The organism is Lacibacterium aquatile (assembly GCF_042683105.1).
GTDB classification, from domain to species: Bacteria; Pseudomonadota; Alphaproteobacteria; order Elsterales; family Elsteraceae; genus Lacibacterium; species Lacibacterium aquatile.
In genome coordinates this window covers 84,524-109,900 of sequence record NZ_JBHUIP010000016.1, presented here as the reverse complement: position 1 = coordinate 109,900, position 25,377 = coordinate 84,524, and the positions used below count along the sequence as shown (strand labels likewise).

24 protein-coding genes and 1 pseudogene are annotated in these 25,377 nt (G+C 62.0%); 10 read left to right on the top strand and 15 right to left on the bottom strand.

The features are described from left to right. Positions 1–14 precede the first annotated feature (14 nt). Positions 15–1,034 carry an alpha/beta hydrolase gene (locus ACFSM5_RS19945; protein ID WP_379878358.1) on the bottom strand — a complete coding sequence of 340 codons (1,020 nt, stop codon included), beginning with the start codon at positions 1,032–1,034 and terminating at the stop codon, positions 15–17. Between the two features lie 191 nt (positions 1,035–1,225). Between ACFSM5_RS19945 and ACFSM5_RS19940 the strand changes: the two genes are divergently transcribed. Continuing rightward, positions 1,226–1,669, top strand: a complete 444-nt coding sequence (locus tag ACFSM5_RS19940; RefSeq protein ID WP_379878357.1) for a MarR family winged helix-turn-helix transcriptional regulator — start codon at positions 1,226–1,228, stop codon at positions 1,667–1,669. 7 nt (positions 1,670–1,676) lie between these two features. Here the strand turns inward: ACFSM5_RS19940 and ACFSM5_RS19935 are convergent, their stop codons facing one another. The 5 genes and pseudogenes from ACFSM5_RS19935 to ACFSM5_RS19915 form a co-directional block, all read right to left on the bottom strand. Beyond that, positions 1,677–1,982: a helix-turn-helix domain-containing protein gene (locus ACFSM5_RS19935; protein ID WP_379878356.1), complete on the bottom strand. Its 306-nt coding sequence runs from the start codon at positions 1,980–1,982 to the stop codon at positions 1,677–1,679. After that, a pseudogene (locus ACFSM5_RS19930) lies at positions 1,979–2,362 on the bottom strand (type II toxin-antitoxin system RelE/ParE family toxin). Before ACFSM5_RS19930 ends, ACFSM5_RS19935 begins: the two are co-directional and overlap by 4 nt. Before the next feature lie 91 nt (positions 2,363–2,453). Beyond that, a complete protein-coding gene (locus tag ACFSM5_RS19925; protein ID WP_379878355.1) occupies positions 2,454–5,678 on the bottom strand; it encodes an efflux RND transporter permease subunit in 3,225 nt (1,074 codons plus the stop codon). A gap of 179 nt (positions 5,679–5,857) precedes the next feature. After that, entirely contained in the window at positions 5,858–7,066 is a 1,209-nt protein-coding gene (locus ACFSM5_RS19920) for an efflux RND transporter periplasmic adaptor subunit (protein WP_379878354.1), read from the bottom strand. Positions 7,067–7,118: 52 nt separating this feature from the next. After that, positions 7,119–7,925 carry an alpha/beta hydrolase gene (locus tag ACFSM5_RS19915; RefSeq protein ID WP_379878353.1) on the bottom strand — a complete coding sequence of 269 codons (807 nt, stop codon included), beginning with the start codon at positions 7,923–7,925 and terminating at the stop codon, positions 7,119–7,121. Between the two features lie 186 nt (positions 7,926–8,111). Here ACFSM5_RS19915 and ACFSM5_RS19910 point away from each other — a divergent pair, with 186 nt between their 5' ends. Further along, positions 8,112–9,023, top strand: a complete 912-nt coding sequence (locus tag ACFSM5_RS19910) for a LysR family transcriptional regulator (RefSeq protein WP_379878352.1) — start codon at positions 8,112–8,114, stop codon at positions 9,021–9,023. A 183-nt stretch (positions 9,024–9,206) separates the two neighbouring features. Here ACFSM5_RS19910 and ACFSM5_RS19905 read toward each other — a convergent pair whose 3' ends face one another. Then, entirely contained in the window at positions 9,207–9,755 is a 549-nt protein-coding gene (locus tag ACFSM5_RS19905; RefSeq protein ID WP_379878351.1) for a TetR family transcriptional regulator, read from the bottom strand. An 88-nt stretch (positions 9,756–9,843) separates the two neighbouring features. Here ACFSM5_RS19905 and ACFSM5_RS19900 point away from each other — a divergent pair, with 88 nt between their 5' ends. After that, positions 9,844–10,608, top strand: a complete 765-nt coding sequence (locus tag ACFSM5_RS19900) for an SDR family NAD(P)-dependent oxidoreductase (RefSeq protein ID WP_379878350.1) — start codon at positions 9,844–9,846, stop codon at positions 10,606–10,608. Between the two features lie 186 nt (positions 10,609–10,794). Here the strand turns inward: ACFSM5_RS19900 and ACFSM5_RS19895 are convergent, their stop codons facing one another. Further along, the gene (locus ACFSM5_RS19895) at positions 10,795–12,780 is read right to left on the bottom strand and encodes a methyl-accepting chemotaxis protein (RefSeq protein ID WP_379878349.1); all 1,986 of its coding nucleotides are present in this window, start codon (positions 12,778–12,780) and stop codon (positions 10,795–10,797) included. 399 nt (positions 12,781–13,179) lie between these two features. On the opposite strand from ACFSM5_RS19895, the gene ACFSM5_RS19890 reads away from it, so the two are divergent. Next, a complete protein-coding gene (locus ACFSM5_RS19890) occupies positions 13,180–14,460 on the top strand; it encodes an adenylate/guanylate cyclase domain-containing protein (protein WP_379878348.1) in 1,281 nt (426 codons plus the stop codon). A 3-nt stretch (positions 14,461–14,463) separates the two neighbouring features. On the opposite strand, the gene ACFSM5_RS19885 is transcribed toward ACFSM5_RS19890, so the two are convergent. Further along, positions 14,464–14,778 carry a hypothetical protein gene (locus ACFSM5_RS19885; protein WP_379878347.1) on the bottom strand — a complete coding sequence of 105 codons (315 nt, stop codon included), beginning with the start codon at positions 14,776–14,778 and terminating at the stop codon, positions 14,464–14,466. A gap of 259 nt (positions 14,779–15,037) precedes the next feature. On the opposite strand from ACFSM5_RS19885, the gene ACFSM5_RS19880 reads away from it, so the two are divergent. After that, positions 15,038–16,243, top strand: coding sequence for a bifunctional alpha/beta hydrolase/OsmC family protein (locus ACFSM5_RS19880; protein ID WP_379878346.1), 1,206 nt, complete (start codon positions 15,038–15,040; stop codon positions 16,241–16,243). Between the two features lie 41 nt (positions 16,244–16,284). Here ACFSM5_RS19880 and ACFSM5_RS19875 read toward each other — a convergent pair whose 3' ends face one another. The 5 genes from ACFSM5_RS19875 to ACFSM5_RS19855 all read right to left on the bottom strand — a co-directional run bounded on the left by ACFSM5_RS19875 (position 16,285) and on the right by ACFSM5_RS19855 (position 20,315). After that, complete coding sequence (locus ACFSM5_RS19875) at positions 16,285–17,754, bottom strand: MORN repeat-containing protein (RefSeq protein ID WP_379878345.1); 1,470 nt, start codon at positions 17,752–17,754, stop codon at positions 16,285–16,287. A 306-nt stretch (positions 17,755–18,060) separates the two neighbouring features. Beyond that, complete coding sequence (locus ACFSM5_RS19870; protein ID WP_379878344.1) at positions 18,061–18,606, bottom strand: SRPBCC family protein; 546 nt, start codon at positions 18,604–18,606, stop codon at positions 18,061–18,063. Further along, on the bottom strand, positions 18,593–18,961 hold the full coding sequence (locus ACFSM5_RS19865; protein WP_379878343.1) for an ArsR/SmtB family transcription factor: 369 nt from the start codon (positions 18,959–18,961) through the stop codon (positions 18,593–18,595). Before ACFSM5_RS19865 ends, ACFSM5_RS19870 begins: the two co-directional genes overlap by 14 nt. A 32-nt stretch (positions 18,962–18,993) precedes the next feature. Then, entirely contained in the window at positions 18,994–19,503 is a 510-nt protein-coding gene (locus ACFSM5_RS19860; RefSeq protein WP_379878342.1) for an O-acetyl-ADP-ribose deacetylase, read from the bottom strand. Between the two features lie 62 nt (positions 19,504–19,565). Continuing rightward, on the bottom strand, positions 19,566–20,315 hold the full coding sequence (locus tag ACFSM5_RS19855; protein ID WP_379878341.1) for an SDR family oxidoreductase: 750 nt from the start codon (positions 20,313–20,315) through the stop codon (positions 19,566–19,568). A gap of 136 nt (positions 20,316–20,451) precedes the next feature. Between ACFSM5_RS19855 and ACFSM5_RS19850 the strand changes: the two genes are divergently transcribed. Beyond that, positions 20,452–21,357, top strand: coding sequence for a LysR family transcriptional regulator (locus tag ACFSM5_RS19850; RefSeq protein WP_379878340.1), 906 nt, complete (start codon positions 20,452–20,454; stop codon positions 21,355–21,357). Between the two features lies 1 nt (position 21,358). Here the strand turns inward: ACFSM5_RS19850 and ACFSM5_RS19845 are convergent, their stop codons facing one another. Further along, positions 21,359–21,820: a RidA family protein gene (locus ACFSM5_RS19845; RefSeq protein WP_379878339.1), complete on the bottom strand. Its 462-nt coding sequence runs from the start codon at positions 21,818–21,820 to the stop codon at positions 21,359–21,361. 115 nt (positions 21,821–21,935) lie between these two features. Here ACFSM5_RS19845 and ACFSM5_RS19840 point away from each other — a divergent pair, with 115 nt between their 5' ends. From ACFSM5_RS19840 to ACFSM5_RS19825, 4 genes are all read left to right on the top strand, one after another. Then, entirely contained in the window at positions 21,936–22,835 is a 900-nt protein-coding gene (locus ACFSM5_RS19840; protein ID WP_379878338.1) for a transcriptional regulator GcvA, read from the top strand. 80 nt (positions 22,836–22,915) lie between these two features. Then, positions 22,916–23,407 (top strand): DUF1993 domain-containing protein, encoded by a 492-nt coding sequence (locus tag ACFSM5_RS19835; protein WP_379878337.1) that lies wholly within the window; start codon positions 22,916–22,918, stop codon positions 23,405–23,407. A gap of 197 nt (positions 23,408–23,604) precedes the next feature. Further along, complete coding sequence (locus ACFSM5_RS19830) at positions 23,605–24,144, top strand: DUF2087 domain-containing protein (protein WP_379878336.1); 540 nt, start codon at positions 23,605–23,607, stop codon at positions 24,142–24,144. A 107-nt stretch (positions 24,145–24,251) separates the two neighbouring features. Next, a complete protein-coding gene (locus tag ACFSM5_RS19825) occupies positions 24,252–25,361 on the top strand; it encodes an extracellular catalytic domain type 1 short-chain-length polyhydroxyalkanoate depolymerase (protein WP_379878335.1) in 1,110 nt (369 codons plus the stop codon). Positions 25,362–25,377: the final 16 nt, after the last annotated feature.

Below are 25,377 nucleotides of genomic sequence, written 5' to 3'. Positions count from 1 at the left end.
TCTTGGCGGGTGGATTAGCGCAGCACGTCCTTCAGGAAGCTGGTTGCCTGGGCGATTGCCCCCCGGGCGGCCGGGGTCTCCGACAAGGCATTCAGCATCACGAAGTCATGCACCGTGCCGTTATAGCGGGTGGAGGTGACAGTCACCCCGGCCTGGATCAGCTTTTTGGCGTAGTCTTCGCCTTCATCCCGCAGGACATCATTCTCGGCCGTGATGACCAGGGCGGGCGGCAGACCTTTCAACTGTTCGAGGCTGGCATTGAGCGGCGAGACGGTGCGGTCCTTGCGGGCGCCTTCATCGGGCAGATAGGCATCCCAGAACCAGCGCATCGCAGCCTTGGTCAGCAGGGGGCCGTTCTCGAACTGGCTGTAGCTGCCGTTATCCATCTTGGCGTCGGTCACCGGATAGAAGAGCAACTGGCCCTTCAGGCTCGGCCCCTTGCGTTCCTTGGCGAGCAGGGAGACCACCGCCGTCATATTGCCGCCGACGCTGTCCCCGGCGATGGCGATGCGGCTGGCATCGACATTCAGGGCAACGGCATTGTCGAAGACATATTTCAGCGCGGCATAATCCTGCTCGATTGCAACGGGATAGCGGTTTTCCGGCGAACGGTCGTAATCGACAAAGACGACGGCGGCATTGGCGCCGACGGCCAGTTCCCGGACCAGCCGGTCATGGGTTGCTGCATCGCCCATCACCCAGCCTGCGCCATGGTAGTACATGACGACCGGCAGCGTGCCCTGGGCGCCCTCGGGGCGGAGGATGCGGATACGGGTTTCACCGGTCGGGCCGACCGGAATGACCCGGTCTTCAATCGAAGCGGCGGGCTTCTTGACGGCGCCGGACTGGGCGCCGACCAGAACCTTGCGGGCCTCGTCGGGGGTGAGCACATGGAAACCCTTGAAGCCCGAGGCGGCCAGATCGCTCACGAACTTCTGCGTTACCGGCTCAAGAACGGGTTCGGCAGCAAAAGCGATGGTGGAGGTCGAGGCCAGCAGGGCAGCGGCGGCAACGGTGGCGCGGAACTTGTTCATGATACTCTCCTCTTGGGGTTCGTTGATCGCCGGTTCGTTTGCGTCGGGCGGCGTCCCTTGTTCGGTGAGAAATGGATATCGCACGATTAGATCGTGCACGATATTAATCTCGACAATCCAGCCATGCGACTTACGTTCTTGCGATTGTATCGTGTACGATATATATGGAGCGATTGCACTGGAGAAACGCCATGCCCCTGAAGCTCGACGATCTCTTATGTTTTGCGGTCTATTCCGCAGGGCATGCCTTCAACCGGGTCTATAAGCCCCTGCTGGACAGCATCGGCCTGACCTATCCGCAGTATCTGGTGATGATCGTGCTCTGGGAGCGCGACGGTCAGAAGGTTGGGGAGATCGGCGAGAAGCTGTTCCTGGAGTCGAGCACTCTGACCCCGCTGCTGAAGCGGTTGGAAACCCAGGGGCTGATCGAGCGCAAGCGCGATCCCATCGACGAGCGCCAGGTGCGCATCACCTTGACCCAATCGGGACGGGCACTGCAGGAGAAGACCGCTGAATTCGGCGGCTGCATCACCGATGCATCGGGTAAGGGCGATGCCGGGGTCGATGCTTTGAAGCAGGACATTGTCGCCCTGCGCAACAGCCTCGAGGGCTTCAAAGGCCCCTGGCCGGCCTAAGGCGGCTTTACGAGGTGATAATACTGACGCCTTTACGGTCGATCAGGTCGAGAAGGCGCGCAGCGGAACCAGAGGGTTTCTTTTGTCCGCCTTCCCATTGAGCCACGGTCGTCGGCACGACATTCAGTAGGGCTGCAAAGACAGGTTGGCTCATGCGCGCGGAAGCTCGAATACGGCGCACGTCAGCGGCGGTAAAATTCGGCTTTGGCGGCAGGCAAAGCGTCTCAACCTGTCGCATCGTGATGTCATCTATGGCCCCGGCCTTTTTAAGGTCGGTTGCCATCTCCATTGCCATCTTCAGAATATCGCTCATGAGGATGTGCACTCCAGTTCAAGGACGCTGCCGTTTTCTAGCAAGGCAATTACAGTCGTGTCGGTGGCTGCGATAAAGCTTTCGGCGATCAGGCTAAGTGCCAGTTGCTCCTTGGCGGAGATGTTCGCAGCTCGGCTTTTGGCGAAACCATAGAGGAAAATGACTCTATTGGTTTCAGGGCTCCGGTATCCTACAAGGATTCGATAGCCGCCGCTTTACCTTGGCCTTTTTCGGGCAATCCGCTTTTTGAACAAGCAGTGGCCAAGGTCTGCTTCTACTTTTCCTGCGATGATGTCGCGAGCGGCTTGGCAGAGGTCGTGATCCTCAATCTTTTCGCCACGCGACCATCGACCAAACCACCTATTCTTGAAAACCCGCATTGAAGAACTCTAACACTAGGTGTTAGGGTTTCAAAAAGAAAAGGCCGGAATCTTGCGATCCCGGCCTTTTACCGTTGGGCATCGAAGGGGTCTAGACGACGCCCGCGGGTTGCTTGTGATGTTCGATCTGCGGGGCGTGTTCATGGCCCAGCTGGGGAACAGGGTGGCCTTTGGGCTGCTTCAGGGGACGGTTGCCCGCCATGGCCCGCAGCAGCACATAGAACACCGGGGTCAGGAAGATACCGAAGGCGGTGACACCGATCATGCCGCCCAGCACCGCCACACCCATCGCCGACCGCATCTCGGCACCCGCACCCGTCGAAATGACCAGCGGCACGACACCCATGATGAAGGCCAGTGAGGTCATCAGGATCGGACGCAGACGTAGGCGGCTCGATTCGATGGCGGCTTCCCGGGGGGTATAGCCCGCGAACTCCAGCTCCCGGGCGAACTCCACGATCAGGATCGCGTTTTTCGCCGACAGACCCACCAGCACGATCAGACCGATCTGGGTGAAGACATTGTTGTCGCCCTGGCTGAGATAGACACCGGCCATTGCGGACAAGAGGCCCATCGGCACGATCATCAGGATGGCGAGCGGCAGGGTTAGGCTTTCATAGGTCGCGGCCAGCACCAGGAAGACCAGCAACAGGGCAATGCCGAAGACAAGCAGGCTCGAGTCACCGGCCAGGATTTCCTGATACGTCAGTTCGGTCCATTCGAAAGTCATGCCCTTGGGCAGAACTTCGGCGGCGATCCGCTCGACGGCTGCCTGGGCCTGGCCGGACGAATAGCCGGGGGCGGCACCGCCGTTGATATCGGCGGTCAGGAAGCCGTTGTAGCGCATGGCCCGTTCCGGACCGGCGGCCGACTTGACGTTCAGCAGGGCCGACAGCGGGATCATCTCCCCCGATGCCGAGCGCACCTTCAGCTGGCCGATATCGTCCTGGCGGGCGCGATATTGGGCATCTGCCTGGACGCGGACGGAATAGGTGCGGCCGAACTTGTTGAAGTCATTGACGTAGAGCGAGCCGAGATAGATCTGCAGCGTATCGAACACATCGGTCACCGCGACGCCGAGCTGGCGGGCCTTGGTGCGGTCGATATCGGCATAGATCTGCGGAACATTGACCTGGAAGCTGGAGAAGATGCCCGCCAGTTCCGGGGTCTGATAGGCCTTGGCGACAAAGGCCTGGGTGGCTTCGTTCAAGGCCTGATAGCCAAGACCGGCGCGGTCTTCGATCTGCAGCTTGAAGCCGCCGATGGTGCCGAGACCCTGGACGGGCGGCGGCGGGAACATCGCGATGAAGGCTTCCTCGATCCCGGCGAACTGCTGATTGAGCTGCATGGCGATGGCATTGCCCGACAGGTCCGGCGTCTTGCGATCTTCGAACGGCTTTAGCGTGACGAACACGATGCCGGCGTTGGAGGAATTGGTGAAGCCGTTGATGGAGAGGCCGGGGAAGGAAACAGCGCTCTGCACGCCGGGATGCTTCAGGGCGATATCGCCCATCTTGCGGATCACGTCTTCGGTACGGTCCAAGGTGGCGGCATCGGGCAGCTGGGCAAAGCCGACCAGATACTGCTTGTCCTGGCCCGGCACGAAACCGCCGGGGATGGTGCGGAACAGGAAGACGGTGGCGCCAACAAGGACGAGATAGATCACCATCATGATGGTCTTGCGACCCAGGATGCCGCCGACCGTGCGGCTATAGCCGTTGGATGCCGCGCTGAAAGCCTTGTTGAAGCCCCGGAAGAACCAGCCGAACGCGAAATCCATCGCGCGGGTCAGCACGTCCTTGGGTTCGTGATGGCCCTTCAGCAGCAGAGCGGCCAGGGCGGGCGACAGGGTCAGCGAATTGATCGCCGAAATGACGGTGGAGATGGCGATGGTCAGGGCGAACTGCTTGTAGAACTGACCGGCCAGACCCGTGATGAAGGCCAGCGGGACGAAGACAGCGCACAGCACCAGGGCAATCGCGATGATCGGGCCGGACACTTCTTGCATGGCGCGATAGGTGGCTTCACGCGGGGACAGGCCTTCCTCGATATTGCGCTCCACATTCTCCACCACGACGATGGCGTCATCGACCACGATGCCGATGGCCAGCACCAGGCCGAAGAGAGTCAGGGCGTTGATGGAGAAGCCGAAGACCTGCATCACCGCGAAGGTGCCGATGATCGACACCGGAACCGCAACCAGTGGGATGATCGAAGCGCGCCAGGTCTGCAGGAACAGCACCACGACCAGCACGACCAGCAGCACGGCTTCCAACAGGGTCGAGACGACGGCATCGATGGAGGCGCGGACGAACTGGGTCGTGTCATAGACGATGGAGTAATCCACGTCCTCGGGCATGTTCGCCTGGATCTCTTCCATCACCTTCTGGACGTTGTCCGAGATTTCGATGGCGTTCGAGCCGGGCGCCTGGAAGACCGGGATCGCGACGGCAGGCTTGTTATCCAGCAGGGAGCGCAGGGCATAGTCGGCCGCGCCCAGTTCCAGACGGGCAACATCGCGCAGGCGGGTAACCTCGCCGCTCTCGCCGGTCTTGACGATGATCTCGGCGAATTCCTCTTCGGAGGTCAGGCGGCCTTGGGCGTTGATCGACAGCTGCAGATCGAGGCCGGGCACGCTGGGGGAGGCGCCGATGACACCGGCGGCGGCCTGGACGTTCTGGGCGCGGATCTCGCGCACCACGTCGCCAGCCGACAGGCCACGGGCAGCCATCTTCTGCGGATCCAGCCAGACGCGCATCGAATAATCGCCCGACCCGAACAGCTGGACCTGACCGACACCGTCGATGCGGGCCAGCCGGTCCTTGACGTTCAGCACCGCGTAATTGCGCAGATACGTCATGTCGTAGCGATTCTGGGGCGAGGTGATATGCACGACCATCATCAGATCGGGCGAGCTTTTGATGGTGGTGACGCCCAGGCGCCGCACTTCTTCAGGCAGGCGCGGTTCGGCCTGGCTGACGCGATTCTGCACCAGCTGCTGGGCGCGGTCGGGGTCGGTGCCCAGCTTGAAGGTGACCGTCAGGGTCATCAGACCGTCGGTCGTGCCCTGGCTGGACATATAGAGCATGTCCTCGACGCCATTGATCGATTCCTCGATCGGGGTCGCCACGGTTTCGGCGATGACCTTGGGATTGGCGCCCGGATATTGCGCGCGCACCACCACCTGGGGCGGCACCACGTCGGGATATTCCGAGATCGGCAGAACCCGGAGGGCCAGCAGCCCGCCGAGGAAGATCAGCACCGACAGCACACCGGCAAAAACGGGGCGATCGATGAAAAAACGGGAGAGGTTCATGACACGCTCCGTTGTGTCGATTTCATAGGGCCCCTCCCTTCTCGTCACCCCGGGACTTGATCCCGGGGTCTCCTTCGGGTGCGTTTCCACGCGACCTCGGTAGGATCGGGCAAGCTCCCGGAGGAGATCCCGGGATCAAGTCCCGGGATGACGGAGAAATTAGGAAGGCCGTTCAGTTCTTAGTTCTGCGCGACGCTCTGATTGGGCGTCATTGCGACCACCTGCGGGGCGACGGTGACGCCAGGGCGGATGCGCTGCAGACCATTGACGACGATCTTTTCGCCGGGCTTCAGACCACGGGTGACGATCCGCAGACCATCGACCGGGGCGCCGAGGGTGATTTCGCGATAGGTCGCCTTGTTATCCTCGCCTACCACCATGACGAACTTCTTGTCCTGGTCGGTGCCGACGGCGCGTTCGCTGATCAGCAGGGCGGGTTCGGCCTTGGCCTGACCCATGCGCAGCCGGGCGAACTGACCGGGGATAAGGTTGCCATCGGCATTGTCGAAGATCGCCCGGACCCGGACGGTGCCGCTGCGGGCATCGACGGCATTGTCGATCAGCTGCAGGCGGCCCTGATAGGTCTCGCCGCCAGCCAGCGCCGTGTTCATCTGCACCGGGATCTGGTCGACCTTGGTGCGGGCGTCCTGCCCGGCGGGCAGGGTGGCGAGCGCCTGGAGGACGACCTCCTCGTCTGCATTGAAGCTGGCATAGATCGGGCTGACCGACACCAGCGTGGTCAGGATCGGCGCGCCGGGACCGGCGGCCACCAGATTGCCGGTGGTGATTTCGACCTTGCCGACACGACCGGCAACCGGCGCACGGACGTCGGTATAGCTGAGGTTCAGCTTGGCCGCCTGCAGGGCTGCCTGGGCGGCGCGCAGATTGGCTTCGGCTTCGCGCTTGGCGTTCAGGCGATTATCCAGGGTGCTCTGGGTAATGGTCTGCGAGGCGGTCAGCTTCTGACCGCGCTCCAGCTCGCCCGCCGTCAGGGTAACGCGGGACTGGGCGGCGGAAACCTGGGCGGCGGCCCGGTCAACCTCGGCGGCATAGACCGCCTTGTCGATGGTGAACAGCAGATCACCCTGCTTCACCAGCGCGCCTTCGCGGAAATGGACGGTCTGCACCGGCCCGGCGACGCGAGAGCGGATATCGACCCGCTCGACGGCTTCCAGGCGACCGGAAAACTCGTCCCAGGTGGCGATGTCGCGGCGCTCGACAAGCGCGACCGATACCGGGACGGCAGGGGCCGGAGCCGGGGCGGCAACGGCGGTTTCACTGGCTTTTGCGGGGCTGGTGCCGCCGTCGTAAAGAACGGCAGCGGCGGCGATTGCGGCAGAAGCGAGCAGGCCCGCGGTCCACAGACCGCGGCGAGGCGATGCGTTCATGATGTCTCCTGGTGGCCCTTGGGGCCGATAAGCGGGCGGGGGCGCTATGCCCTCAGCTATGTGCGAAAAACTCGGTAAATCTGCGTTGGACCAGGGGAGCCCAATCTGCCTCACCTGTGGTGTCCTGGCTCAAGGCCTCGGGCCAATGATCGGCGGAAGTGACAATCTGATCTTGGACATAGACGCCTGATTTGCGCAGTCGGTCGGCATAGCGCAGGCTTTCGTCGCGCATGGGATCGTCTGGGCAAGTCAGGATAAGAGTGGGCGGCAGCCCTGCCAGACGCGACGCGTTGGCAGGGGCCGCATAGGGGTGGAGCGCCTTGTCGACGGTCCCGAGATAGGAATTCCAGCCGTCCGCCCACTTGCATCCGCCCGCACCGGCCTGCGCCTGGCGGAAGGATTTGGTGGCGAGATCGGGGTCCAGCATCGGCGACAGCAGGATCTGCCCCGCCAGCAGGGGTTCATGCTGATCACGCGCCATGAGGGCGAGACCGGCAGCGATATTGCCGCCCGCCTCTTCACCCGCCACATAGAGGCCGCTCTTCTTGGCAACCCAGTTGGTGCGGTTCTTGTGCAGGTGGTTCAGCGCATGGAAGGTGGCCTGCAAGGCGTAGGGGAACGGGCATTCGCAGGTATTGACCGGATAACCGACCGAAATGACAACTGCACCGGCCTCGGCCAGCAGGCTTGCGATCTGCTCGCCACTTGCGACCGATCCGCCGGTGAAGGCGCCGCCGTGCAGATGGAAGACGAGAGGGGCGGCGCGCTTGGTATCGGCATGGCGGTAGACACGGACCGGCAACGTCGCGGTACCCGCGGCGTCCTTCGGCAGTGTCTCTTCCGTCCAGCTGATAGCCATTGTCCGGCCCTCAAAAGAAGGGGTCGCCCGATGGGTCGACCTGTTGCGATGCAGCAGAAGTTAGCCTTGCTGATTTCGCGAATAAACCCCACTTTATGAATATCATTTTTTCTATATGGAAATAATGAAGCGGTTTTGCGTGAAACTGTCTGCGGCTTGCCCGTTTCTCTGTCTGTGGGATCTAAGATGGACCAACTGACCGCCATGCGGGCCTTTGTGCGGGTGGTGGAGGCAGGCAGCTTCACCCGCGCCTCCGATCTGCTCGACATTCCCAAGCCGACTTTGACCAAACATATCCAGGCCTTGGAAGCCCATCTGCGGATCAAACTGCTGAACCGCACCACCCGCCGGGTGATCGTGACACCAGACGGTGCAGGCTATTACGAGCGGGCGATCCGCATATTGGCCGATATCGAGGAACTCGACGGCAGCATTACTCGATCCCAGGCCAGCCCCAGCGGCCGCTTGCGCGTCGATGTGGGCGGATCGCTCGCCAACCGGTTCATCATCCCGGCTTTAAGTGATTTCTATGCAAAATATCCCGACATCCAGATCGACCTTGGCGTATCGGACCGGGCCATCGATCTGGTCGGCGAGAATGTGGATTGTGTGCTGCGTGGCGGCGATCTGACCGATCCCTCGCTGATCGCCCGCCGACTGGCGAGTTTCGATTTCATCACCTGTGCCGCCCCGTCCTATATCGCGCGCCATGGCACGCCCACCCATCCGAGCGAGTTGGACAGCGAGCATCAGGTCGTCGGTTATTTCATGGCGACCTCCGGCCGTCATATGCCGATGGAATTCACCAAGGATGGCGAGACAGTCGAGGTTCGCGGTCGCTATCAGCTGGCGGTGAACGAGGCTGACGCCTTTCTGGTGGCGGTGCGGTCGGGTCTCGGTGTCGCGCAGGTGCCGCTGTTCATGGTGCGCGAGGATCTAGCGCAGGGGAACCTGGTGCCGGTACTGACCGACTGGCAGGCCTTCACCATGCCGTTGCATATCGTCTATCCGCCTAACCGGCACCTCTCGAACAAGGTGCGTGTTTTCACGGATTGGATCGTCACGCTATTCGCGGGGAATAGGCTGAACCGGGAGTAGGGACACCGTCACCCCGGGACTTGATCCCGGGGTCTCCTCCGGGGGCGTCTGCAACAAACAACCAAAAAACCTTGTCATCCCGGACTTGATCCGGGATCCGGCCGCCGTTTGTTGCCCTGCGCCGCTTCAGGTCGGCCACCTCATATGGCCGGATCCCGGCTCGGGGGCCGGGATGACGTCCAATTAGGCGTTACCCAAAAGCCGCTCCCTCACCGCCGCCAGAATCTCATCCGATATCGCGTCGCCCTTGGTCGCCCGTGCTAGCGTAAGAGCACCGATCAAAGCCGCCAAATCCACCAGCGCACCCTTACGTCCGTCCGCCTGAAGGCCGCTCAGCGCCTCGACAGTTTCCGCGATCCCCTTCTGAAAAACCGCGCGGATCGGTTTGTCATTCCCCTCCCGCGCGACATCAGCCGCCAGGGCCGCCATGGGGCAGCCTTTGTCCGGTGCGTCGCGATGTTCGGCCGACAGATATTGCGTGACGCTTGCCTCAAAAGCCGCGTCCGACTTCCACATCCCCGACACCTCGTCGAAGGCGCGGCCCGCTGCTTCGGCCGCCAGATCGTCCTTCGAGGCGAAATGACCATAGAAGCCGCCATGGGTCAGGCCCGCCGCCGCCATCAGATCCGCAACCCCGATCCCGGCAAGGCCGCGCTCGCGGAACAAGCCTGCCGCGACCTGCAGGATCGTTTCCCGGTTCTTCTGGCTCTGTTCCTTGCTGACCCGTGCCATGGCGGCCTCCTGAAAATGCCCGTTGACATAAATGATATACGTCATCTATTTATAAATGACGATCATCATTTAAATGGAGTGAGCAGTCATGGGCCTGTTGCAAGATAAGATCGTCGCCGTTGTCGGCGGCACCTCGGGTATCGGTGAAGCGGCATCGAAGCTGTTTGCCAAGGAAGGCGCGACGGTTGCTGTGGTCGGTCGTCGTCAGGCCGAAGGCGAGGCAATCGTGGCCGATATCCTGGCAGCGGGCGGCAAGGCCAGCTTCATTCAGGCAGATGTCGCGGATGCCGCCTCTGTCGAGGAGATGACGCAGGAAATCGTAAAGCGTCATGGGCGGCTGGATGCGGCCTTCAATAACTTCGGCATTGATGGGGGCATGAAGCCGGTCATCGATCAGACCGAAGCCGACTATGACCGGATCATGGACATCAATTTGAAGGGTGCCTTCTTCGCGCTGAAGTCCCAACTGCCGGTGATGCTGGCGCAGGGCAAGGGCGCCATCGTCTTCACCTCGTCCGTGCTGGCCGAAGTATCTCTGCCGGGCAGCAACCTCTATAGCGCCAGCAAAGCAGGCCTTATCGGTCTGGCCCGCTCCGCTGCCGTGGAAGTGGCGGCCAAGGGCGTACGCGTGAATGTCGTCAGCCCTGCCATCACCCGCACGCCAATGACGGCGGGCGGCTTCAAGACCGGGGCCGACGGCGAGCAAAAGCACGTCCTGACCGACTTCCACCCCATCGGCCGTGTTGCTGAACCGGAAGAAGTGGCCGAAGCCGCCCTCTTCCTGCTCGCCGACCGCGCCTCCTTCATCACCGGCCATACCCTGACCGTCGATGGCGGCCTGACGGCGCGATGAGCCTTGGGGGTTCAGCTTTAGAAGCGACGGCGGGAGGGGTCAGATGCTAGGCGCTTGCAGCACAGGCACCGGCGGCGTTGCCGCCTAACCATAAAGTCTGCGCGCAACGCGCGCGGAGCGTACGACTGTACGTGAGCACCGAGCACGGCAAGCAACGACGCAGATGCCCCCTCCCGCCAAGCGACCTCAAGCGGCGCGGATGTTGCCGAGGAAGCCCTCGATCTCTCCGCGCAAATGATCGCCCTGGCGGACCAGTTCACCCGATGCCCCCAGAACCTCTTCGGCAGCATTGCCGGTCTGGCGGGCGCCCAGCGTGACATCGACAATGCTCGACGAAACCTGCTGGGTTCCCTGGGCTGCCTGCTGGACGTTGCGGGTGATTTCCTGGGTCGCGGCACCCTGTTCCTCGACCGCTGCCGCGACACCGGAGGCAATGTCGTTCATGCGGTGGATGGTGCGGCCGATCTCCTCGATGGAGGCGACGACTGTTGCCGTCTCCGACTGCACGCCCGCCACCTGGGCAGAGATATCCTCGGTCGCCTTGGCGGTCTGGCTGGCGAGGTTTTTCACCTCGGAAGCAACGACGGCAAAGCCCTTACCCGCTTCACCGGCACGGGCCGCTTCAATGGTGGCATTCAGCGCCAGGAGGTTCGTCTGGGCAGCGATGTCGTTGATCAGCTTGACGACTTCGCCGATCCGCTCGGCCGCGGCCTTGAGATCGCGAACCTGACCGGCAGTCCGCTCAGCTTCGCTGGTGGCGCGCAGGGCGATTTCTGCCGATTCCTGAACCTGACGGCTGATCTCGCTGATCGAGCTGGTCAGTTCCTCGGAGGCGGCGGCAACCGTCTGCACATTCGCCGATGCCTGTTCGGAGGCGGCAGCCACGGTGGTTGCCTGTTCATTGGTGTTGCTGGCGGTGCGGTTCATCTGGCTGGCAGTCTGCTGCATCTGCCCGGCAGCGCCGGCCATGGCACCCAACACGCCACCGACGGCCATTTCGAAATCGGCGATGAAGCCATCGACGCGCTGCTGACGGACCAGCTTTTGCTGCTGCTGTTCGGCTTCCTCGGCCGCCAGACGGTCGGCTTCCTTGGCATTGTCGCGCAGGACGATGATCGCTTTGGCCAGGGTGCCCATTTCGCAGGTACGACCGGCGAAATCGACGTCGAGGTCACGGGCGCCGTCGGCAATCTTGCGGATCGTGCCGGTCAAGCCGTCCAGGGGCTGCGTTACACGGCGGCGCACCAGAACCGCAACGATGATTACCACAGCCAGCACGAAGGCCGCTGCTGCTGCCCCGATGATGAAGCTCCAGAGCGCGGTCGCATAGGCCGTCGCGACGATCTCCTCGGCCTCGGTGATTGCGGCATCGCGCAGGGCGTTGATCGCGGCAAAGCCAAGCTGGATGCGACGACGGAACTCGGTCGCGTCGATGTAATAGTCGCCGGTGACGAAGCCCTCGGCCAGCTTGGCGCGCACTTCACCCAGTTCGGCAATCTGCACCTTGGCCACTTCTGCCGTGGCGGCACGCAGGGCGGGAGAGGCATCGGGGCTGGTCTGATAGGGTTCGATTTCCGACCAGATGCGGTCGACAACGCCCTGCTGGCGTGCCAGCGCTCGCTGCCCGGCATCCGTCATTGGCTTTTCGGTTGGAATGATGTTGGTGAAGAAGGTCGCGTGGCGCCCGGTCTGGTCGCGGAAGTCCCAGACGGTCGAGGCCAGGCCGATCATCTGCGCGGCCCCCCCCATCAGGGAAGAGAGGCGAGACTGCTGTTCGCGCATCTGTTCACCAAGATCGGTCAGCATCTGCAGATTATCGGCCGTCAGCTTCTTCAGAAGCGCGGTGCGCTGTTCCAGCGGCAGAGCCACGGCTTCGGCAGTTTCCTTGCGGAAAATCATGACGCGGTCGTGCAGCGCCTTGATGTCGCGCAGGACCGCTTCGCTGCCAGGAAAGCTGTGCAGGGCCGCAACCCGGTCGAATTCGGTGAAGGCTGCGTCGAGGGCGGCGCGATTGTCGGACAGGGTCTTCTGCGCCCCTGCCACGGCGGCCGATCCAGGCGCTGCGGCGAGTGCGCCGGTCATGCCACCACGCTCGGACGAAAGATTCTGAGCAATAACGGCCAAGGAGCGGAAGATTGCTACCCGTTCACCCGCTTCTGTCGTGAAGCTCATCTGGGCGGACTGCCGCCAAGCTACAAATCCACCTAATCCACCGACCAAGACTGCGATCAGTAGCAACGATGTATTAAGCATAACCCGAATCGACATGGTCCTCACCAAACATTTGAAAGAACGATTGAGGACTTGCGAACCATCGGGAGCGCCGCCTCGGTTGTGGCGGGTATAAGCGTAAAGTCTTAAGCAAAATTGAATGAAACGTTTTATCAGACCAGACCTGCCGTGAGCGCAAGCCTGACTGGAATTCACATTGCGCAGATACCACCTTCGAGCGGAGGCCATTGCAGATTAGGATCTGCGGCAGACAGGTCCCAACCTTCGAGGTTACCCATGGCGCCCCAGCTATCCCCTCCGTCCAGCGGCGGTTTGCTCCTAAAAGCCGAGAAACATGGGTTGCAGGTTGCCATTTGGGCGCGAACCGCCGCGATGTTGGCCATTGCCATCTGGTCGATCCTGTCGACCGAGGGTCTTCAGGCCCTCTATTACGTTGGGATCTGCGCGGCATTTACCGCCTTCGGCTGGCTGCCGCGCCTGCTCTGCCGGTCCGACAATATCGCGCGCACCCAGGCCATTCTGACCACGGTCGATGCCTTGCTGCTGACCTGGGTGCTGATCGTCCCCAGCCCCTTCATCCCCGATGTCTGGACGGCGCTGCTCAATATGCGCTTCCAGAATTTCGGCTATTATTTCGTGTACCTGGGCCTCGCAACCTTAACTTTCTCTCCCCTGCTGGTCATCTGGGCGGGGGTCGCGGCGGCGCTGGCGTGGAGTGCCGGTTTCTGGATCCTGTTCTTCCAACCCGACACCATCAATTACCTGACGCCGCTGGTGCTGGACCCCGCCCGTAGCGCCGTCGAACAGGACATCGCCCGCACCCTTGGGCCGCATTACCTAAGCGTCCTGGTCTATCTCAATCAGATCGTTGTACTGTTGCTGGCGACCGGCCTGCTGGCGGTGGCGGTCTGGCGCGGGCGCCGCCTGCTGATGCGCTCCATCCAGGCAGAGGTCGGCAAGGCGAACCTCGCCCGCTATTTCCCGCCCGAGGTAGCCGAAAGCCTCGCCGCCGCCCCTGCCGTGCTGAACGAGATCCGCGAACAGCATGTGGCGATCATCTTCATGGACATCATCGGCTTCACCAGCCTGTCGGAGAAAATGACGGCGGTGGAGCTGATGGGGCTCTTGCGGGAATATCACACGCGGGTTTCTGCCGTGGTCTTCCGCCATGGCGGGGTGATGGAGAAATTCATCGGTGACGCCGTGAAGATCACCTATGGCGCCCCGCATGCCAAGCCGGACGATGCCGCCCGCGCCCTCATCTGCGCCCATGCGCTGCTGGAGGAAATGAGTGCCTGGAGCGATCAGCGCCGGGCCGCCGGACAAAAGCCGGTCGCGGTGGGAATCGGCCTGCATTACGGCCTCTGCGCTGTCGGCAATCTGGGCGATGGACGGTCGCTGGAATATCAGGTGGTCGGCGACTGCGTGAATGTGGCCAGCCGCCTGGAGCAGCTGACCCGCGAACATGCCGCCCCTATCGTGGCCAGCCACGCGCTGATCAGCGCTGCCACGGCTGATCCGCGTGTGTCGGAGATGATTCCCCGCTATCAGGATGGTCCGGCAATCCAGGTACGCAATCGCCGGGAGCCGGTGGAGATCCGGCTGTTCCGGGCTGCTTGAGGCCTAGGGCTGAACGGCTGCCCAGCCTTCCGCTTCGGAGATCTGGGCAGTCGCGCTCTTCTGGTCATAAAGACAGAGGACGGTGCCTGCCTTGCCCTTCATATGGGGCTGCGGATAGATCCCGGTCACGAGCATCGCCACCTGCTGATGGGTGCCGGGAAACAGCAGCTGGCTTGAGGCGGGTTTGGCATCTTTCAGCTCGCTGGCCGCAACGCAGGCGGCCTTTACTTCACCTGCGAAGGCAGCCCAAGCGTCAGGGCTGGAAGCCAGGGCCGGGGTGGCTGCAAACAGAAGGGCGAAAGCTGGGACGAAGCGCATGACGGGTCTCCTTTAGAAGCAGACTCGCAAACGACTGTGGCAAGCTTTTGCGCATGATATCCGCTGATACCGTCATCCCGGTGCTCGACACCGGGATCTCCGCTCCTTCACGTTTTGTCGTCATCCCGGGACTTGATCCCGGGATCTCCTCCGGGAGATTGTCCAAGGAGGGCCGAGGCAAATTGAAGCGCTCTCGGAGGGGATCCCGGGATCAAGTCCCGGGATGACGGATAAAGCCAGAGAACAAGGGAGACACCGCATGCCCGTCGAACGTTTCGATTTCCCCAGCGCCGATGGCATCAAGCTCGCCGCGCGCCTCGATCTGCCCGAAGGGCCGGTGCGGGCCTATGCGCTGTTTGCCCATTGTTTTACCTGCGGCAAGGATATCCACGTCGCTGCCCGTATCGCGGCGGCCCTGGCCCAGCGCGGCATTGCGACGATCCGTTTCGATTTTACCGGGCTTGGCGGCAGCGGCGGCGATTTCGCCAACACCCATTTCTCCTCCAACCTCGCCGACTTGAAAGCCGCCATCGCCCATATGCGGGTGACCGGTCGCGCGCCCTCGCTGCTGATCGGCCATAGTCTTGGCGGCGCGGCGGTGCTGGGGATAGCAGGCGAGATCCCGGAGGTGCGGGCCGTCGCCGTCATCGGCGCGCCCTACGACGTCGGCCATATCGTGCATCAGTTCCAGGACAGCGTGCCGGAGATCGAGGCCAAGGGCGAAGCCCAGGTCAATCTGGCCGGGCGCCCCTTCACCATCCGCAAGGAGTTCCTGGAGGATGTTGCCCAGCACGATCAGCAGCGGCGGATCGCCAAGCTGCATCGGGCCTTGCTGGTGCTGCATTCCCCCATCGACGATGTGGTCGGCATCGACAATGCCCGCCAGATCTATGAGGCGGCGCTGCACCCCAAGAGCTTCATCTCGCTCGATAATGCCGACCATCTGCTGACACGGCTGGCGGACGCACAATATGCTGCCAGTGTCATCGCGGGCTGGGCCGAGCGGTATCTCGATGCCGTCCCTGAACCCGACGCGCCGCCGGCCTTGCCGCAGGGGCAGGTGACAGTGGAAGAAAGCCGCCGCACCAAGCTGGAGCAGCTAGTAACCGCCGGACGTCATCGCTATCTGGCCGATGAACCGATCGAGGAAGGCGGGCAGGACGCCGGGCCAAATCCCTATGACTTCCTGCTGTCCGCCTTGGGCGGCTGCACCTCGATGACCCTGCGGCTCTATGCCGAACGCAAACAGATCCCGCTGGACCGTGTGATGGTCACTTTGCACCACCGCCGGATTCCCGCCGAAGGCGACCAACCGGCCCATGAGATGATCGAGCGCGAAATCCTCCTAACAGGGCCCAACTTGAGCGCGGAAGACCGGGAGAAGCTGCTGGTCATCGCCAACAAATGCCCGGTCCATCGTACTTTGACGGGTGACCTGCGGGTCGAGACGCGCTTGGCCCTTTAGTAGGACAGGCGACGGCAAGGGGATCGCCGTCGCCTTGCCCATCACTGTTCTTGGCAGGACTGATTGCCAAAGGCCCGGTTGCAGTCGGCAAGGGCTTTGGACCAATTGTCCGTCTCGTTGCAGGCCATCGTCTTGGTATAGGCCTTCTTGATGGGCAGTTTTGATGCATCGCGATAGGGGATCTGAATGGTATGGGATCCGCTGTGCGCACAGGTGAAGCTATAGCTTTCGGTGCGCATCGCCCCGGCTGGGGCAACGGAAGAAGAAACCGGGCGCCCCCCGATCATGCCAGGACGACCTGCCGCTGCTCCACCTGCCAGGGCATTCGCCGTATTGATCGTGTTGCTGCCGCCGGTATTTCCCATGACGTCCGCCGTATAGGCGCCGCCCATCTGCACCTTGGCCGCAGCGGGAATATTCGACATGCCCAGCACGGCCGCACCCCCGGCTAAGGCAAAGATCTGGCCGAAATCGAAGGTATCATCTTCGATCATCAGGCCATTCCGCCAGACTTCCCGCGCTTCCATCCCGCTCCAGGCATTCTGGATCAGATGGCCACCATCCCGCTTCCCGCCCCGGTAGCCGCCGAAGCGGAAGGCACGATAGGTGCTGAGCGGCGTCAGATCGGCATAATACATCCCGCCGACCCCATTCCCCTGGCCGTGTTCATAGGTGCCGACGAACAGCGAATCCGCGTCGTTGGTATTGCCTGCCAGCCCATGGGCCTTGCCATCGGCCCAGGAACCGATCCAGGCGCCGACCTTCCGACCCCCGTCGCCGAAATTCATCAGAGATTGATAGGTGCCGAAGCCGTTGAGCTTGGTGGCGGCAAACTGACCGGCGGTATTCAGATGGAGCCCGCCGACACTGCTCGGGGAAACCGACACCCCTTTGCCATTCGCCAATCCGCCTTGAAGATCGCCGATATAATAGACCACGGATTTACCTGGCCACTGATGGCGCAGCGACGCCCGCACTGGTTCGCCGGACTGGCTGATCGGCCCGACATAAAGCAAGTTTTGCGCGGTATCCTGATAGATGCCGTCGACCGCCCGGCCATCCACGAACTGCCCGGTGAAATGCTGCACGCCGTCTGCGCTGCGAACCGACGCGATGCCGTTAGCCTTGCCGTCGACACAGGCGCCCGACAGGAACATCCAATCGACCGGCTTAATCGCCTGCTCGACCGGGCGGAAAGGCAGCTCTGCGGTCGGCTCGACCCCGCAGGAGCCGTTAGGAGCAGAGGGGGCGCCATAGCGTTGGGCAATTAGGGCATCAGCCCCCTGGTTAAGCTCCGAAACCGACTGGCGGACATGCGCGGCACCGATCTCCGGTGCGCCGACAGCGATGAGATAGTCGGTTTTCATGTCAGGGGTCGGCTGCATCACATAATCGCGCAGCTGGACCTCGATCTGTCGGAGGGCGGGATATTTCACCAGCGGATTGGGGCCGTCGGACATCAGGTTCGACCGGAAATCTGTCGACGCTGCCGTCGGCGTAATCTCTTGCATACATCCCGACAATACAACCGGCATGCACAACAGGGTTAAATGCCTCATCGTCCCCTCCCTCTGATATTTTCAGAGGATAGGTTAGTATAAAATAATCTTGATTCCGAGTCTGTTGACTCAAAGACTTTCTATGAGGAAATTTCAATTTTCATTAACGGCGTTTATATTCAAATTTTTGCTTCTATGATCGAAATAATAATCATGTATTCAGGTAAATGACAGAAAGTTAATATAACTAACGCACCCGCCCATAACAAAGACGAGCCGCATTTAGCGGCTCGTCAAAGGCGTTGATTACTGTCTCGGTCAAGCTGGGATGCGCTGCTCGTACTCGACCTTCAAGGCTTCGATGGTTTTCCAGAAAGGTCGCGGTTCACGGTCCGCCAGCACATCGATCAGAACGCCGACATGGGCATGCCAGCCACCCGAAACGCTCAGCATATAGCCCCGGTTCGGGATGCGCTTATGGGTGATGACCATCAGGACTTTGTCGCCTTTAGTCGATAGTTCGAAGGTCACCTCGGACGGAGGATTGCTGCCGCCTTCGCCCCAGGTCATGGTCAAAAGATGGGGCGCTTCCACCGCCACGATATGGCCGGGCTGACTGATCGACCCGTCGTATTTGCAGAATTCGGCCGGGGTATTCTTGTCGCCGGTCAGTTCGGCGTGATTGAAGCGCAGATCGACCTCTCCGCCGACCTTCAGGTCCATGGGTCCCGGCGCCAGCCATTTCCGGCGCTTTTCGCTGTCGGTGATGAAGCTCCAGACCCGGTCGATCGGGCCGGGCAGCAGGCGTTCCAGGCGAACGGTATCCGGCGCGGTGAGGGTGCCGAAATCTTCAAGAATGGTCATCTGTCGGTTCCTGTTTTTCTGTCTCGTCCTCGGCCAGAGCACGCTCCAGATCGTCGAGGCGTGCATCCCAGAACCGCCCATAGTGATTGAGCCATTCCATAGCCTCGCGCATCGGACCGGCCTCGATCCGGCAGAGGTGGGTGCGACCCCGGACCTCGCGCCGGATGAGCCCTGCCCCCTCCAGCACCTTGATGTGCTTGGAGGCAGCCGCCAGCGAGATGCTGAAGGGCTCGGCCAATGCGGTGACGCTCTGATCCTCCCGACCCAACCGCTGCAGCATCGCGCGGCGGGTGGCATCGGAGAGGGCGTGAAAAACCGTGTCGAGACGGTGAGTGGGGGAGATATGGTCAACCATGTGGTTGAATATCTACGTGCCGACTTTGATTGTCAACCGTTTGGTTGAGTGTTTACGAAGGCTCTCTCATAGGCGCGTTCGATGCCGGGATCGAACATAACGAAAATGGCATCCTCGACGCCGCTTTCCGGCAGCATTTCCGCCACGATACCGAGGGCGATGGGCGCTGCCTTCTCCGCCGGGAAACCATAGATGCCGCAGCTTATGGCCGGAAAGGCGATGCTGCGTACGCCGTGCTCCCTGGCGAGCTCCATACAATGGCGATAGCAGGCGGCCAGCTGATCCGTCTCGCCCGCCTCCCCACCCCGCCAAACCGGACCTACAGCATGGAAAACCAGCCTGGCGGGCAGGCGGTAACCCTGGGTCACCCGTACCTCGCCCGGCGGACAGCGCCCCAGCGTCCGGCATTCGGCCAAGAGCTCCGGCCCTGCCGCCCGGTGGATCGCACCATCAACGCCGCCACCGCCCGAAAGCGCCCCATTGGCGGCATTCACGATGGCATCGACCTCGAGCTTGGTGATGTCGGCTTTCAGAAGGCGCATGGTTTGGCTCAATAGGAAACGGGGGCGCCAGTCTGCGCCCCCGTTTCAAGGAACCCAAGCAATTAGAGCGTGCTCATGCCGCCGTCGATGATCAGTTCGGCGCCGACGGTGTAGCGCGATTCGTCCGAGGCGAGGAACACGATGGCCTTGGCGATTTCCGACGGCTCGCCGAAGCGACCGGCGGGGATCTGGGCCAGGATGGCCGAGGCCGTCTTCTGCAGATCCTCGTTGGAAAGCCCAAGCTTGCCATAGAGCGGGGTCGAAACCGGGCCCGGCGAGACGGCATTGACGCGGATACCCCGGCCGATCAATTCACCCGACAAGGTCTTGGCGAGCGACAGCAGCGCTGCCTTGCTGCCTGCATAGACGGTGCTGTTCGGCATGCCGATATGGGCGTTGATCGAGGTATTCAGCACAATCGAAGCCGGGTTAGAGAGGAGCGGCAGCAGCGCCTGCACCAGGAACAGCGGACCCTTGACGTTGATGTTGAAGGATTTGTCGAAGGCGGCCTCGTCCCAGGCTTCGATGGGGCGGAATTCGGCGACGCCTGCATTGATGAAGACCGCATCCAGACCGCCGAAACCTTCCTGGATCGCATCGGCGATTTTCTTCTGGTCGGCGATATTGCCTGCGTCGGCCTGGATCACCAGGACCTGTTCGCCCAGTTCCGCTTTGGCCTTAGCCAGGGTTTCCGGGTTGGTGCCGGTGACGGCGACACGGGCGCCTTCGGCGATGAACTGCTTGGCAGTTTCGAGGCCGATGCCGCTGGTGCCGCCAGTGATCAGGGTGCGCTTGCCATTGAGACGGTTCATTTTGAAGATCCTTTCATCTGGTGTGTATCGGCGGCGGTGCGCCGTCGTTGAAAGGACCCTAACTCTCATGATCTATTGGAAACAGGCAGCAGAGATGCGAGTATCATTCAGTTTTCCTGAATGATGAGCCCAGACCATGGACCGCCTGCGCGCCTTTGAAGTCTTCTCTGCCGTCGCCGCACGCGGCAGTTTCACCAAGGCTGCCGACGCCCTGGACACCTCGCCCGCCAATGTGACCCGCTATGTGAACGAGTTGGAGGCGCACCTCGGGACCCGGCTGCTCAACCGCTCCTCCCGCCGCCTTTCCCTGACGGAAGGCGGAGCCGCATTGTTCGAGAAGCTGCGGGGGATTCTGGATGACGTGACCGAGGCCGAAGCGCTGGCGACCGCCAGTTCGGTGACGCCCAAGGGCCGGTTGCGCATCAATGCGCCGGTCAGCTTCGGCATTCTGCATCTGGCGCCGCTCTGGCCAGGGTTCCTGGTGAAATATCCCGAGGTCGAGCTGGACGTGGTGCTGTCGGACCGGGTCGTGGATATCGTGGAGGAAGGTTATGACCTCGCGGTCCGTATCTCACGCGGGGGCGCCACTTCCCTTGTCGCGCGCCGTCTCGCGGCCTCGCGCAATGTCGCCGTTGCCTCGCCTGACTATCTGAAGCGCCATGGCGTGCTGAGCACTCCGGCCGACCTCGCGGGTCATCGCTGCATCGGCTATTCCTACAATGTGACGGCCGAGGACTGGCATTTTTTCGATGCCGCCGGGCAGCCGGTCGTGCAGAAAGTCCGCTTCGGATTTCACACAAATAACGGCGACACCGCGCGCTCGGCTGCCCTGGGTGGGATCGGTATCACCTGGCAGCCGACTTTCATCATCGGTCAGGATCTGAAAGCGGGGCGGCTGGTGCCGGTGCTGCCGGAGTATCGCATGGCGGACATCGATATTCTGGCAGCCTATCCCAGCCGCAGGCATCTTTCTGCCAAGGTGCGGATGATGGTCGACTACCTCGCCCAATCCTTTACGGGTGTGCCGGTCTGGGATCGCTAGGTTAGTCGTAGGCCGCCACGATCTCGACCTCCACCGCGCCATTGCGGGGCAGTTGGTCGACGCCGACCGACGTGCGGGCATGGGCGCCTTTTTCCTGGCCGAACAACCGATAGATCAGGTCGGATGCACCGTTCGCGACGATGCTCTGCTGGAAAAAGCCAGGCGCGCTCTGCACCAGGACGGTCAGCTTGACGATCTGCGTCACCCGGTCCAATGACCCGAGCGTCTCCTTCAAGGCTGCCAGCGAGCGCAGCAAAGCGATCTGCGTGCCTTCCTGGGCGGCTTCCAGCGTCACGTCGCTGCCGACCCGGCCACGCACAAAGACATGGTCGCCTTCGCGCGGCAACTGGCCGCTGACATAGGCCAGCCCACCGTGCAGGACCGCCGGGGCATAGTTGGCGCCGGGTGTTGCATCAGCAGGTATCTTAAGGCCAAGGGCCTTAACGCGTTCTTCGAGACTCATGAATTTTGCTCCGGTTTTAAAAGCGCATGAATTTCGATGTAGCGCCGGAATTCCGGGCCTTACAAAGCATCCTTTCTCGGTTTATCATTAGTTTTTCTAATGTCAGGATGTGCCGATGCCGCGCCGGATGCCTTCCCTCAATGCGCTGAAAGCTTTTGAGGCCGCCGCCCGCCATGAAAGCTTCACCACGGCGGCGGGAGAGCTGAATGTCACCCAGGGCGCGATCAGCCATCAGGTCAAGGCGCTGGAGGAAGATCTGGGCTTGCGCCTGTTCATCCGCCGACGCCATCGGCTGGAATTGACCGAGGCTGCGCGGTCCTATCTGCCGGTGGTGCGCGAGGCTTTCGATCGTATTGCCCGGGGGGCCGAGGATCTGATGCGCCGTCAGAGCAGCGGCGTCCTCACCGTCAGCACCTCCAGCAGTTTTGCCTCCCGCTGGCTGGTGCCGCGCCTGGGGGATTTTTCAAAACTGCATCCTGGCATCGACCTACGGCTGGGCAGTTCGGCCCATCTGGTCGATTTCGCCCGCGAAGATATCGACATGGCTGTGCGCTATGGCACCGGCGATTGGCCAGGGGTTCATGCCGTCCGCCTGACGGTGGAGGAGATGTTTGCCGTCTGCTCCCCCGGTATCGCGGCCAGGATCAGTCATGCAGACGATCTGGCCGGGCAGACGTTGCTGCATGTGGATAATTACGAGGAGTGGCGCCGCTGGAAGCATGAACTGGGATATGGGTTTTCGGTTGATCGCGGCCCGATCTTCACCCAGGACAGCCTGCCGGTGGATGCCGCTATGAGCGGCCAGGGCGTGGCGATGACCCGCACGACCCTGGCGATGCGGGACCTGCTCGCCGGGCGCCTCGTGCGGCCCTTCACGGCCAAACTGCCGCTGGACAAGGGCTATTGGGTTGTTTCCCCCAAGGCGACGGCCGATCTGCCGAAAATCAAGGCCTTCCGCGACTGGTTGTTGGCCGAAATGGCAGCGGATCAGGAGGCGCTGGCGGCCAGTCCGTAGCGATAATCCGTACCTGCCATTGCTACAATTCAGGGCCTGCGCTACCTTCGGCCATCCCTTCCTTCCTTAGAGTGAAATCCATGTCCCTGTTGCTGTATCAGGCCTCGATCCCGACCTTTGTGCGTGCCTTCACCAATCTGTCGACGATCCTGGAAAAGGCTGCGGACGAGCCGAACGCGGAGAGCTTCCTGACCGCCCGTCTGGCCCCCGACATGCATCCGCTGATCAATCAGATCCAGCTGGCCTCCGACGCCGCCAAGGGCGCCGCCGCCCGCCTGTCGGGCCAGACCCCGCCCAGCATGCCGGACGTGGAAAAGACTTATCAGGATCTACAGGCCCGTATCGCCAAGACGGTCGAGTTCCTGAAGTCCATCGATCCCGCCGCCTTCGATGGGGCGGAGGAGCGCGGCGTTACCCTGAAGCTGCGCAGCTTCGAAACCCGCTTCACGGCCAGCGACTATCTGTTCAATTTTGCGCTGCCGAACTTCTTTTTCCATTGCACCACGGCTTACGCGATCCTGCGCCACAGCGGGCTTGCCATCGGCAAGATGGATTTCCTGGGCAAGTTCTAGCTCCCCTGATTGCGGTTGAAAAACACCGCCCTTCGCGATACCACCCTCATCGGTCGGCAGTTCACCGAGGCGTCGCTGTCCCGCAAGGGATGCTAAACCTGCCTTTCCTTCCGGTTCGACACACGAAACCCCGTGCCGCGTCGTAAGCCAGCGACCATCGACAGTCAAAGCTCGATCGGCACGATTGAGGGTGTGTGATGTCCAGATCCGTTCTTCCCTTCGTTGCAAGGGATGTCTCTTCGCTTGCGCGCTCGCTTCACCGCGAACTTGGCGCGCTGGATGGCAAACCGGGGCATGTTCAGCTGCTGAACATGCTGGCCCGGTCGGTCGGCTATCGTAATTTCCAACATTTCCGGGCCGGTCAGGCTGCGCAGGAGCGGCTGGAGGCCGTTCCATTGCCCGATGCCCCGGTGGATCATCAGCAGGTGGAACGCGCCTCTCGCCATTTCGATGCTGCTGGTCGTCTGCTGCGATGGCCAGCAAAGGCAGCCCATCGCGAGCTTGGCCTCTGGGTGTTGTGGTCGCGGATACCTGCCGCCGAGGTGCGCAATGAGATCCAGATCAATCTTCTGCTGGAAGAGTGGCATGTCTTTGGCGATCCGGCCCTGCTGCGGCGCGCCCTTTTCGAAGCGGGATTGCTGACACGCACCCGTGACGGGCGGGAATATCGCCGCGCCGAGCTGCCACCGCCGCCCGATGCCAGGGCCTTGATCCGGCATCTGGGTCGCGGCACCTGAGACAATTCGCCCGCCGCAATATTGCGATGCAACATTGATTTGTGCGTCGCAATATATATGTTGGAAGGAGGCGGAGTTTTTCCGTTGATCGAGAAGGGATGACGGAAATGGCCGGACTTGAAGGGACTATTTTCGATCTCGCCCTCTACCGACGGCAATGGGAAGCCCTGCATGCCAGGGCGGAGGCCCAGAGTAAGGAGGGCGATTTTCATCCGCCAGCAGACCGGCTGGAGGAAGTCCGGCGATTCGGGCCCAATCCCGGTCGCCTGCGCATGTTCTGCTATGTGCCGAAGAAACTCGCGCCGTCCCCGGCGTTGGTGGTTGTGCTCCATGGCTGTACCCAGTCTGCTGCGATCTATGACCATGGCTCAGGTTGGTCGCAGTTGGCCGACCGTCATGGCTTTGCCGTGCTCTATCCCGAACAGGACAGCGGCAATAACCCCAAGACCTGCTTCAACTGGTTCCGCGATCAGGACACCGCACGTGATGGCGGCGAGGCACTGTCGATCCGTCAGATGATTGCGCGCATGGTCGCAGACCATGGGATCGATCCGGCCCGAATCTTCGTGACCGGCCTCTCGGCAGGCGGTGCCATGACGGCGGTGATGCTGGCGACATATCCCGAGGTATTCGCCGGAGGCGCGATCATCGCTGGCCTGCCCTATCGGGCCGCCAGCACGGTGCAGGACGCGCTGCACGCCATGTTCCAGGGTACCGCCAAACCTGCCGCCCAATGGGGCGATCTCGTGCGCAGTGCCAGCCGCCATACCGGCCCTTGGCCAAAGGTCGCCATCTGGCAGGGCGATGCCGACGAGACGGTTGTGCCTATGAATGCCGATGAACTGGTGAAGCAATGGACGGATGTCCATGGCATCAGCCAGCGCACGCCGACCCATGATGAGGTCGGCACCCATCCCCGCCGCTCCTGGCGCGACAGCGCGGGGAAGGTCGCGGTGCAGGAGATCCGGGTCCACGGCCTTGGCCATGGCACACCGGTCGATACGCGTCCCGACCGTCCCGGCCCTGGGGTCGCTGGTCCTCACCTGCTGGATATCGGCCTGTCCTCGACCTATCTGATTGCCGAGGATTGGGGGCTGACGGACGTGGTCGTGACCCAGCCACGCGTCAAGCCGGTTGCACCGCCTGAGCCCGATCCGATCAGCGATCTGGCCGCGATTTTCTCAAAGGCGCTGAAGTCGGCGGGGCTGATCCGCTGATCGATTGTGGAAATCT

Coding starts and splice junctions, on each gene's coding strand:
- ACFSM5_RS19830 (WP_379878336.1), top strand. CDS start 23,605: ATGTCCAGATCCGTTCTTCCCTTCGTTGCAAGGGATGTCTCTTCGCTT.
- ACFSM5_RS19850 (WP_379878340.1), top strand. CDS start 20,452: ATGGACCGCCTGCGCGCCTTTGAAGTCTTCTCTGCCGTCGCCGCACGC.
- ACFSM5_RS19875 (WP_379878345.1), bottom strand. CDS start 17,754: ATGCAAGAGATTACGCCGACGGCAGCGTCGACAGATTTCCGGTCGAAC.
- ACFSM5_RS19925 (WP_379878355.1), bottom strand. CDS start 5,678: ATGAACCTCTCCCGTTTTTTCATCGATCGCCCCGTTTTTGCCGGTGTG.
- ACFSM5_RS19915 (WP_379878353.1), bottom strand. CDS start 7,925: ATGGCTATCAGCTGGACGGAAGAGACACTGCCGAAGGACGCCGCGGGT.
- ACFSM5_RS19865 (WP_379878343.1), bottom strand. CDS start 18,961: ATGGTTGACCATATCTCCCCCACTCACCGTCTCGACACGGTTTTTCAC.
- ACFSM5_RS19835 (WP_379878337.1), top strand. CDS start 22,916: ATGTCCCTGTTGCTGTATCAGGCCTCGATCCCGACCTTTGTGCGTGCC.
- ACFSM5_RS19935 (WP_379878356.1), bottom strand. CDS start 1,982: ATGAGCGATATTCTGAAGATGGCAATGGAGATGGCAACCGACCTTAAA.
- ACFSM5_RS19945 (WP_379878358.1), bottom strand. CDS start 1,034: ATGAACAAGTTCCGCGCCACCGTTGCCGCCGCTGCCCTGCTGGCCTCG.
- ACFSM5_RS19855 (WP_379878341.1), bottom strand. CDS start 20,315: ATGAACCGTCTCAATGGCAAGCGCACCCTGATCACTGGCGGCACCAGC.
- ACFSM5_RS19885 (WP_379878347.1), bottom strand. CDS start 14,778: ATGCGCTTCGTCCCAGCTTTCGCCCTTCTGTTTGCAGCCACCCCGGCC.
- ACFSM5_RS19940 (WP_379878357.1), top strand. CDS start 1,226: ATGCCCCTGAAGCTCGACGATCTCTTATGTTTTGCGGTCTATTCCGCA.
- ACFSM5_RS19895 (WP_379878349.1), bottom strand. CDS start 12,780: ATGAGCTTCACGACAGAAGCGGGTGAACGGGTAGCAATCTTCCGCTCC.
- ACFSM5_RS19840 (WP_379878338.1), top strand. CDS start 21,936: ATGCCGCGCCGGATGCCTTCCCTCAATGCGCTGAAAGCTTTTGAGGCC.
- ACFSM5_RS19825 (WP_379878335.1), top strand. CDS start 24,252: ATGGCCGGACTTGAAGGGACTATTTTCGATCTCGCCCTCTACCGACGG.
- ACFSM5_RS19910 (WP_379878352.1), top strand. CDS start 8,112: ATGGACCAACTGACCGCCATGCGGGCCTTTGTGCGGGTGGTGGAGGCA.
- ACFSM5_RS19905 (WP_379878351.1), bottom strand. CDS start 9,755: ATGGCACGGGTCAGCAAGGAACAGAGCCAGAAGAACCGGGAAACGATC.
- ACFSM5_RS19845 (WP_379878339.1), bottom strand. CDS start 21,820: ATGAGTCTCGAAGAACGCGTTAAGGCCCTTGGCCTTAAGATACCTGCT.
- ACFSM5_RS19900 (WP_379878350.1), top strand. CDS start 9,844: ATGGGCCTGTTGCAAGATAAGATCGTCGCCGTTGTCGGCGGCACCTCG.
- ACFSM5_RS19880 (WP_379878346.1), top strand. CDS start 15,038: ATGCCCGTCGAACGTTTCGATTTCCCCAGCGCCGATGGCATCAAGCTC.
- ACFSM5_RS19920 (WP_379878354.1), bottom strand. CDS start 7,066: ATGAACGCATCGCCTCGCCGCGGTCTGTGGACCGCGGGCCTGCTCGCT.
- ACFSM5_RS19860 (WP_379878342.1), bottom strand. CDS start 19,503: ATGCGCCTTCTGAAAGCCGACATCACCAAGCTCGAGGTCGATGCCATC.
- ACFSM5_RS19870 (WP_379878344.1), bottom strand. CDS start 18,606: ATGACCATTCTTGAAGATTTCGGCACCCTCACCGCGCCGGATACCGTT.